The organism is Rhizobium pisi, assembly GCF_003938655.1.
GTDB lineage: Bacteria > Pseudomonadota > Alphaproteobacteria > Rhizobiales > Rhizobiaceae > Rhizobium > Rhizobium pisi.
In genome coordinates, this window is the sequence record NZ_RJJT01000020.1 from 114,593 (window position 1) to 123,210 (window position 8,618).

9 protein-coding genes are annotated in these 8,618 nt (G+C 62.0%); 1 reads left to right on the top strand and 8 read right to left on the bottom strand.

What is annotated here, in order from left to right:
- Positions 1 to 185 precede the first annotated feature (185 nt).
- The gene (locus EFD55_RS34145; RefSeq protein WP_281039996.1) at positions 186 to 719 is read left to right on the top strand and encodes a CatB-related O-acetyltransferase; all 534 of its coding nucleotides are present in this window, start codon (positions 186 to 188) and stop codon (positions 717 to 719) included.
- Between the two features lie 21 nt (positions 720 to 740).
- On the opposite strand, the gene EFD55_RS25020 is transcribed toward EFD55_RS34145, so the two are convergent.
- From EFD55_RS25020 to EFD55_RS25055, 8 genes are all read right to left on the bottom strand, one after another.
- The gene (locus EFD55_RS25020; RefSeq protein ID WP_125848482.1) at positions 741 to 1,418 is read right to left on the bottom strand and encodes a spermidine synthase; all 678 of its coding nucleotides are present in this window, start codon (positions 1,416 to 1,418) and stop codon (positions 741 to 743) included.
- 71 nt (positions 1,419 to 1,489) lie between these two features.
- Positions 1,490 to 2,389: an ABC transporter ATP-binding protein gene (locus EFD55_RS25025; RefSeq protein WP_125848484.1), complete on the bottom strand. Its 900-nt coding sequence runs from the start codon at positions 2,387 to 2,389 to the stop codon at positions 1,490 to 1,492.
- Positions 2,386 to 3,189, bottom strand: a complete 804-nt coding sequence (locus tag EFD55_RS25030; protein WP_125848486.1) for an ABC transporter ATP-binding protein — start codon at positions 3,187 to 3,189, stop codon at positions 2,386 to 2,388. Before EFD55_RS25030 ends, EFD55_RS25025 begins: the two co-directional genes overlap by 4 nt.
- Complete coding sequence (locus EFD55_RS25035) at positions 3,186 to 4,064, bottom strand: ABC transporter permease (RefSeq protein ID WP_125848488.1); 879 nt, start codon at positions 4,062 to 4,064, stop codon at positions 3,186 to 3,188. The genes EFD55_RS25030 and EFD55_RS25035 overlap by 4 nt, the downstream gene beginning before the upstream one ends.
- Position 4,065: 1 nt before the next feature.
- Positions 4,066 to 5,043 carry an ABC transporter permease gene (locus tag EFD55_RS25040; RefSeq protein ID WP_125848490.1) on the bottom strand — a complete coding sequence of 326 codons (978 nt, stop codon included), beginning with the start codon at positions 5,041 to 5,043 and terminating at the stop codon, positions 4,066 to 4,068.
- 58 nt (positions 5,044 to 5,101) lie between these two features.
- On the bottom strand, positions 5,102 to 6,745 hold the full coding sequence (locus EFD55_RS25045) for an ABC transporter substrate-binding protein (RefSeq protein ID WP_125848492.1): 1,644 nt from the start codon (positions 6,743 to 6,745) through the stop codon (positions 5,102 to 5,104).
- A 41-nt stretch (positions 6,746 to 6,786) separates the two neighbouring features.
- On the bottom strand, positions 6,787 to 7,809 hold the full coding sequence (locus EFD55_RS25050; RefSeq protein WP_125848494.1) for a glycoside hydrolase family 3 N-terminal domain-containing protein: 1,023 nt from the start codon (positions 7,807 to 7,809) through the stop codon (positions 6,787 to 6,789).
- 24 nt (positions 7,810 to 7,833) lie between these two features.
- Positions 7,834 to 8,313: a GNAT family N-acetyltransferase gene (locus EFD55_RS25055; protein ID WP_125848496.1), complete on the bottom strand. Its 480-nt coding sequence runs from the start codon at positions 8,311 to 8,313 to the stop codon at positions 7,834 to 7,836.
- Between the last annotated feature and the right edge of the window lie 305 nt (positions 8,314 to 8,618).

The following is an 8,618-nucleotide window of genomic DNA, read 5'->3' on the forward strand; positions in this document are numbered from 1 at the left end:
CCATCTCATTCCGACGGCACGCAGTCGTTGTGTCGGTGCAAGCCTGACGAAAGCTTCGCCCGGCAACATAACCCCAACAATCGCGGGTGTATATGGACGACGCAGTAGCTGAGGATCGCATAATCGAAAGCGGGGCGAGCCGCGTATATATCGGAAAGTATTCCTATGGCGTCTCGGGGGCTCGGGTGTTTACCTACGATCAGGGCGCGTCATTGCGGATCGGCAGGTTCTGCTCCGTGGCCATGGACGTCAATATCCTGCTTGGCGGCGAGCATAGGACCGACCGTTTCGCGACGTATCCTTTCGGACATGCGAAATTTCTATCGCAACTCGGCGGCGAGGGGATCAAGCAGCCGAGCGGTACGAAGGGCGACGTCGTTATCGGCAACGATGTCTGGATCGGCTTCGGCGCCACGATCCTTTCGGGTGTTACCATCGGCGATGGCGCGGTTATCGCCGCCCGCTCACATGTTTATAGAGATGTCGAGCCTTTCGAGATCGTCGGCGGCAATCCGGCCAGGCACATAAGACACCGCTTCGATCCTGAGATCCGCAACCTGATGATGCAACTCAGATGGTGGGAGCTGCCGGATGAGAGCATCAAGCAGATTTCCGAGATCCTTTCCTGCAGCGAGCCAACCAAAGAGCTTCTCGATCTGATGCTGCAGGCGTTCCGGGCGCCGGGCGCCGACGGCGAGGCGCAGACGGATGCCGCCTGAAACGTCTCTCAGGGCAGCCCATCAGCCGCCCGATTTGACGGCGAACCATATGACGTGGCGGGCGCCGCGTTTACGGTTGGCGCGGGTGTTGACGACGTCGACGGAAAAGCCGCTGTCCCGGAGACGCCGCGTGAAATCGGGATCGGGGCCGGACGACCAGACGGCAAGCACGCCGCTGGGGCGAAGCGCGTCTCGGGCGGCGCGGAGGCCGGCGAAGTCGTAGAGCCGGTCGTTGGATTTGCGGGTCAGCCCGTCCGGGCCGTTGTCGACATCGAGCAGGATGGCGTCATAGGCGGCCTTGCCGGCGCGGATCGCTTCGCCGACATCGCCCTGGTGGATGCCGACGCGGGGATCGTCGAGACAGCCCTTGAAGACTTCGGCCATCGGCCCGCGCGCCCAGGCGACCACAGCGGGCACCAGTTCGGCAACGGTGACGCCGGCATCTTCGGGAAGGACGGCGAGAGCGGCGCGCAGGGTAAAACCCATGCCGAGCCCGCCGATCAGCACCCTCGGTTTCGGATGTGTTTTGATCCGCTCCCAGGAAAGGGTCGCCAGCGCTTCCTCGGAGCCGCTGAGGCGGCTGTTCATCAGCTCGTTGGCGCCGAGCATAATCGAGAACTCGTCGCCGCGCCGTTTCAGCCGCAACTCCCCGTCTTCGCCGGGAATGGTCGCGGAATCGAGCTGTATCCAGGGCAGCATGGCGGCTTGACCTCGTGTGAAAAGGAGCCGTCCCCTAGCATAGGGCAAAGAGCGAGGCCAGCAATGCGGCCTCAGATCATCCGCATGAAATGATCCGGCGCCACCTCGACGATCTCGTCCTGCGGCGCGGCCGAACGGCGGCGAATATCCTCGACCTCGTGGGGCCTCAGCCGGGCTTTCGGGTCTTCGAAGCGCACGTCGGGATCGGGCACGGCCGAGAGCAGTAGCCTGGTATAGGGATGCAGCGGATTGTCGATCACCTTGGCGACGCTGCCCCATTCTACGATCTGGCCGGCATACATCACGGCGATGTCCTCCGCGACATAACGGGCGGTTGCGATATCGTGGGTGATATAGAGCAGGCCAAGATTCATCTCCTGCTTCATCTCGTTCAACAGGTTCAGCACGCCGAGGCGCACCGAGACGTCAAGCATCGAGGTCGGTTCGTCGGCGACGATCACTTCCGGCTTGACAGCCAGGGCGCGCGCAATGTTGACGCGCTGGCGTTGGCCGCCGGAAAGCTCATACGGATATTTCGGCGCCACGAGGTCGGGATCGAGCCTGACGCGCTGCAGCAGTTCGCGGACCGCGACGTCGATCTCGGCTCCCTTGATTTCCGGGCGATGCAGCTTCAGCGGCCGCCGGAGATGATGGGCGATGGTATGAGCGGGGTTGAGCGAGGCGAAGGGGTCCTGGAAGATCATCTGCACCGAGCGCCGGTAGCGGGCGATCTCGGCGGATTTCGCTGCCTCAACCGGCTGGCCCTTGTATAGGATCCGGCCCGACGTCGGCAGATATTCGCGCATCGCCATGCGAGCGCATGTCGTCTTGCCGCTGCCGGATTCGCCGACGAGCGCCAGCGCCCGTCCGGCATGCAGAGAAAACGATATGGCGCGCGCCGCATGCACGGCCCCCGAACCATGGCCGAAGGTCTTGGTCACCTGGTCGAGCGCGAGAATGGCGTCGTTCATAGCAGCACACCTCCATGCAGCGAGGGGAACGAGGCCCAGAGCTTCTTGGTGTAATCGTGCTCAGGTGTCCTGTAGATCGCCTCGGCCGTGTTCTGCTCCACCAGCTGGCCTGCGAGCATGATGCCGATGCGGTCGCAGAATTGCACCATCAGCCCGAGATCATGGGTGATGAACAGCACGGAGAAACCGAAGCTGCGGCGCAGTTCGTTGATGCGCTGCAGGATTTCGCGCTGGACGACGACATCGAGCGCCGTCGTCGGTTCGTCCATGACAACCAGCTTCGGATCGAGCGCCATGCAGATGGCGATGACGATGCGCTGGCGCATGCCGCCGGAAAACTGGTGCGGATAATCGCGCATGCGGTCCGGCGCGATGTCGACGAGCCTCAGCATCTCGGCGGTGCGCTCACGGGCTTCCGCGCGGCTCATGTTCTTGTGAGTGCGCAGCATGTCCGAGAATTGCGCCTCGATGCGCAGCACCGGGTTCAGCGAGTTCATGGCGCTCTGGAAGACCATGGCGACCTCGCGCCATCGGAATGCGCTGAGCGCCTCCCGGTCGAGGCCGAGCACGTCGCGGCCGTCGAGCAAGATGCGGCTCTCCTTGCGGATCAGCGCCGGCGGCTTGTGCAGCCGGCTGACGGCAAAAGCGATGGTGCTCTTGCCGCAGCCGGATTCGCCTGCAAGGCCGAAGACCTCGCGGGGCGCGACGTCGAAGCTGACATCGTCGACGGCGCGGAAATCCTTCTCTTCGCCGATATAGTCGATGGTGAGGTTCCTCACCGAAAGGAGCGGTTGCGTCACAGGCGGCCCTCCCCGGAGCGGACGAGCAGGGACCAACGCTTCAGGTGATTGCCGGTGCGCAGCCGCGGATTGGCGATCTCGTCGACGGCGAAGTTCAGGAGCGACATGCCGATGCCGAGGAAGGCGAGCGCAAAGCAGGGCGTGAGAATATCCCACCAAGCACCAACCGAAAGCGCGGAAGCCTTCTGCGCATTGTAGAGCATGGTGCCCCAGGAAATCGCTCTGGGATCGCCGAGGCCGAGAAACTCCAGCGTCGCCTCGGTGATGATCGCAAAGATGACGCTGCCGATGAAATTGATGCCGACGATTGAAATCACGTTGGGAAAGATCTCGAATGTCATGATGCGCCATTGTGGCTCGCCCATCATCTCGGCGGATTTGACAAAATCCTTCTGCTTGACGGAGAGCGTTTCGGCACGGGTAACGCGGGCGCCCCAGGCCCAGGAAGTGGCGCCGAGGATGAGGGCGATGACGACGGGGCTTGCCTGGCCAATGAAGGCGGCGAGCACCAGCAGCAGCGGCAGGTTCGGAACGACGAGCACCATGTTGGTGAAGAAGCTGATGACCTCGTCCGTCTTGCCGCCGCGATAGCCGGAGATGATGCCGAGCGCGGTGCCGACCAGCGTGATCAGCAGGCCGGCGCCGAAGCCGACGGCGAGCGAGGTGCGGGCGCCATAGATCAGCCGGGCGAAGACATCCTGGCCGATGCGGGTCGTGCCGAGGATGTGGTCGAGCGATGGCGGCTGGTGCGGCCGCCCGGTGCGGGCGGCGGGATCGTAATGCGTGAGCAGCGGGGCTGCGATCGCGACGATAAGAATGAAGGCGATGATGACGAGGCCGGTGAGCGCCTTGCGGTTTCGAAGCAGGCTCTTCATCTCACGCTCCCTTCAGCCGAGGGTCGAGCAAGATATAGCTGACGTCGACGATGAAATTGGCGATCAGCATGGTCGCGGTCATGATCAGGAGCTGGCCCTGGATGACCGGATAATCACGGGCGAGGATCGCCTGGTAGAGAATATTGCCGAGGCCGGGATAGTTATAGACGACCTCCGTCACCAGCGAGCCGCCGAGGATGGTGCCGATGGCGATGGCAAGGCTGGAGACGGTCGGCAACAGGGCGTTGCGGGCGGCATACCAGAGCATCACGCGGCGGTCGGACAGGCCCTTGGCGCGGGCCATGACGATATAGTCCTCGCCAAGCAGGTTGATCATGTTGTTGCGCATGGTGACGGTGAAGCCGCCGATCAGCACGGTGCAGAGCGTCACCATCGGCAGGATGCCGTGATAGGCGACGCTGCCGATATATTGCAGGCTGAAGGCCGGATCGAGCGAGGGATCGGCCGCATAACCGCTCGGAAACCAGCCGAGCGTGAAGCCGAAGATGAAGAGCACGATCAGCGAGGTGACGACTGCCGGTACCGAGGTCGCGAAGATCGCGCCGACGGAGACGACGACGTCGAACCGGCTGCCGCGGCGCCAGGCGGCGACGATACCGAGGAAGGTGCCGAGCGCGAAGCTCACGATCGTCGCCGTTCCCATCAGGGCGACGGTCCAAACGAGGGCATGGCCGAGCACCGAGGTCACCGGCAGCGGGAAATACTTGATCGAACGCCCGAGATCGCCGGTGAAGATGCTGCCGAGGTAGGTGAGGTATTGCTGCCAGAGCGGGCCATCGACGAAGCCGAAAGTGAGCTTCAGCGCCTGCAGGCTTTCCGGCGGCAATTCGGTGCCGGCGCTCGAAAACATGATCTGTACGGGATCGCCCGGCATCAAGCGGGGCAGGAAGAAATTGATCGTCGCTGCCGCGATAAAGGCTGCCATGTAGAAGACGAGGCGGCGAAGCAGAAAAGCCATGGGAACTCCGTCGTAACGGAAGCGGCGTTTTCTACGCCGCTTCCGGAGATCGTGATGCTTACTTCACAGGTTCCAGGGCCAGGAGGTTCAGCAGGCGTGCCGGATTGGTGCGCGAGATCGACGGATTGACGAAGGGGTTTTCCTTGGTCGACCAGCCGGTGAAGCGCTTGGTGTTGTACTGATACCAGTTCGGATTGTTGAAGACCGGAATGACGGGCATGTTTTCGGCGACGATGCGCTGTGCCTTGTTCATCGCTTCCTTCTGCTTGGCAAGGTCGGCGGTCTGGGTGAACTCGGTCACGAGTTTCTCGACCTCCGGATTGAACCAGCGCTGCGCGGTAAAGCGTGTCTTGCCCTTGTCCGAAGCGCTGAGGGCGCGCTTGTAGGGGTAGTAAGGCGAAGCCGAGGCCGGCAGGCTGTTGATCGCCGCATCGAAGTTGCCGTTGATGAGGTTGCCGGTCCAGACGGCTTCCTCCGGCGTTTCGATCTTGGCGTTAATGCCGACCGCCTGCATGCCCTCGACGGCGATGTTGACGGTGTCGATCCAGTCCGTCCAGGAGTTCGGGACGATGATCGAGAAGGAGATCTTCGAACCATCCGGGTTATCGCGGAAGCCGTCGCCGTCCTTGTCCTTGTAGCCCGCTTCGTCGAGCAGCGCCTTGGCGGCGTCTGCGTCATAGGTCGCGAACTTGCCGAAGTCTGCCTTGACGGACGGGTCTGCCCAGCTCTTGTAAAGCTCGCCCATCAGCCCCGGATCTTCGTTCAGCGTCGGATAGCCGTAGCCTGCGACATCGATCATCGTCTTGCGGTCGAGCGCCATGCCGACGGCGCGGCGGAATTTCAGGTCGTTGAAAGCCTTCTTGTTGTTCTCGTTCGATGTTTCGAGATTGAACAGGAAGGCGACCATGCTGCTCGGCGAATACCAGTAGTGGAAATGGGCCGGGTCCTTTGAGACATAGACATTGTCGATATCGGGAATGAAGGATACGCCCCAGTCGAGTGTGCCGTCGGCCGTTGCCGTCAGCATCTGGTTGTTGTCGGCAAGCTGCGGGAAGCGCATGCAATCGATCTTCAGATGCTCGTTGTCCCAATAGTTCGGGTTGCGGCATTGATCGTAGGTCTGGCCGGTGAAGCGCGGCACTTCCGTCAGCGGGCCGCTTCCGACCGGGTTCTCGTTGGCGAAGGTGACGGGATCGGCGACATCTTTCCAGACATGTTCGGGAACGATCGGCAACTGCGAGATCTGCTCGGCGGCAAGCGAGCTCGGATTGGCGAGCGTGAAGCGCACCGTTTGGCCGTCGACGGCTTGCACATCGGTCACGAAGGTCCAGATGCTGACGAAGTCGAGCGCCGGGAACTTCTTCAGGTAGTCATAGGTGAACTTGACGTCTTCAGAGGTCAACGGCTTACCATCAGACCATTTCAGGTTCGGGCGCAGCTTGAAATCGATGCTCTTCAGATCGTCGGAGAGCTTGAAGCTTTCGGCCAGGCGATAGACCGGCTTGTTGCTGTCGAAGCGATTGAAAATAACAAGCGGCTCGTAGATGAAGTCGAGCGTGGATTGGCGCGACGAGGTCTGATTGAACGGGTTGAAGTTGCGCACCCAGGTCGTCGCCGGTTCGATATTCGCCGTCAGGATCGTCTGCGCCATGGCAGATCCCGAAAGCAGCGTCAGCGCGGCGGCAAGAAGATATTTTTTCATGTCTTATTCCCCATTTTATGTGGTGAGAGATGACGTGCCGGTCAGGAGACCAGCGCGCTTGCAAACATGGCTTCAACTTGCCGGTGCGCGGCGCGGACATCGATCTTGAGATTGCCGAGGCGGGCCTTGCCGGCGGCGATGCGCTTGAGGGCGGCGTCCGTCAATGGGCTTGCGGCCTTGGCGGCAGCTTCGCTTTCCCTCACGTCGCCATGGCTGTGGAGGGCGATGTCGAAGCCTGCGTCGAGCACCTGGCGGACGCGCTTCGGCAGGGTGCCCTGCAGCGATTCCATGAAGATGCAGTCGGAGATCAGCACACCCTCGTAGCCCATGTCCTTGCGGATCACGTCACGCATGACGGGCGAGATCGAGGCGGGAAGTTCCGCGTCGTAAGCCGAATAGACGACATGGGCGACCATAGCCCAGGGCGTATCCTTCAGCGCGACGAAAGGCTTGAAATCGGTGGCGGAGAGCGTCTCGCGGCTGGCATCGACGACCGGGCGTTCCTTATGAGAGTCGAGCGTCGCACGGCCATGGCCGGGAATATGTTTCATCACGGGCATGTTGCCGGTCTCGAGCAGGCCGTCGACCACCTCGCGGCCCAGGGCTGCGATGAAGTCGGGATCGGGGCCGAAGGAGCGGGCGCCGATGACCGCGCTCGTCGTCTCGAAGACGAGATCGAGAACGGGTGAGCAGCCGCTGGATAGGCCGAGTTCCGTCATCATCGCGCCCATGGCCTGGGAGGAAAGGCGCAGCGCTTTTTTGCCGAGATCGAAATCACGGCGCGCAAGTTCGGCGAACTGGCCGAAACTGCGGAAGAGCGGCCAGGGGCCGGCATCGAGATGCTGGACGCGGCCGCCTTCCTGGTCGGTGAAGACAGGTGCGTCGTCGCGGCCGACGGCTTCGCGGAAGCGGTCGATCAGACGCCTCGTCTGCTCGGGTTCGCGCTGATTGCGCCGGCCGACGAAGAGGCCGAGCGGATTGGTGTCGCGAAAGAGAGCGAATTCATCAGCCGAAATGACAGGGTTCGGAAGGCCGACGAAAAGGGCGAGCGGGGTCGAGGACAATTCTGTAACTCCGGTATCAGATGATCATTTCGGCGTGCTTCTCAGCATGCCTTCGTAAATGCCCTTGTCGGGGGCGGGGATGACGATTGCGCCTGCGGTTTTGGCGTAGAAATCGACCGGGCCGGCATCGCCAATGAAGGCATAGGCGTGGCCGAGCGATTTCATGGTCTGAAGGCAGGCGGAAAAGAGAGCGAGCCCGATACCCTTGCCGCGCGCTTCCGGGGCGACGCCGGTTGGGCCGAAGAAGCCCCGCGCGGTGGTGTCATAGCAGGCAAAACCCAGAAGCTTGCCGCCTTCGACTGATATCAGGCAGGCGACGGGCTGGCGCGAGAAGGCGACCGCAACCTCGCTCGCCCAGTTCTCGCTGAACCGCTCGCGAACCCAGTTGACGACGAGATGCAGTTCCGGGGGAAGGGCCGGACGGATGGAGGCGCCGACATCGTCGGCCTTTTGTTTCAGTTCTGCAAGCTTGGTGGAATATAGACTCACAAGCAGGTCTGGCACCTGACACTCCTCCCGATATTCCGTTATTGCGGAATGTATACCCTTTTAGTGTTATAGACTTGGCCATCTGACCGGGCTTGTCAACAAGGTTTTTCAAATGGGGCGGGGCCGTCAGCCGTTGCGAGCCCAGTTGCAACGCAGAGTGGGTACCGAATGCAAAACGGCCCGGGGAGCCCGGGCCGTCAGACTGCTGACAAACCCCTGGCACCGTCCAGGGGTTTATGATTCATTGGGACATGTTGAAGAAACCTGCCCCCACCCAGACGGCTCTTGAGATGGTGACGCTCGATAGCCTGGTGCCGAAG